Raw genomic sequence first — 337 nt, 5'->3', positions numbered from 1 at the left:
GATATCAGGTGTCTACCAAACAGGGGTCAGGTCCGGATTTCACCGCGTGCCTTTGTCCCGGTGACTACAATCCAAGCCAAGCGCAAGTCCACACTTCCTGACCTGGTCAAGCGCATGTTTGATACTGGTCAGCTCAACCGAGTGTGGATGTCGGATATTACTTATCTGCGCACCAGCGAGGGATGGTTGTACTTGTGCGCGGTCCGCGATGGTCATTCCCGCAGGGTACTGGGCTGGGCTATGGATAGCGTTCAAGACACAAGTTTGGTCGAACGGGCCCTGCGGATGGCGCATACACTACGTGGTGATGTTCCTGATGGGCTGGTGTTTCACGCTG

General features: G+C 55.5%; 1 protein-coding gene. It reads left to right on the top strand.

Annotation, left to right across the window (positions count from 1 at the left end; translation table 11 throughout):
• A partial coding sequence (locus HMPREF2932_RS13145) for a DDE-type integrase/transposase/recombinase (RefSeq protein WP_141756295.1) occupies positions 1–337 on the top strand: 337 nt, incomplete at both ends.

It is taken from the genome of Corynebacterium sp. HMSC074H12 (genome assembly GCF_001813755.1).
GTDB classification, from domain to species: domain Bacteria; phylum Actinomycetota; class Actinomycetes; order Mycobacteriales; family Mycobacteriaceae; genus Corynebacterium; species Corynebacterium hiratae.
Note: the sequence above shows the minus strand (reverse complement) of the source record. Positions and strands in the feature narration are given on the sequence as shown.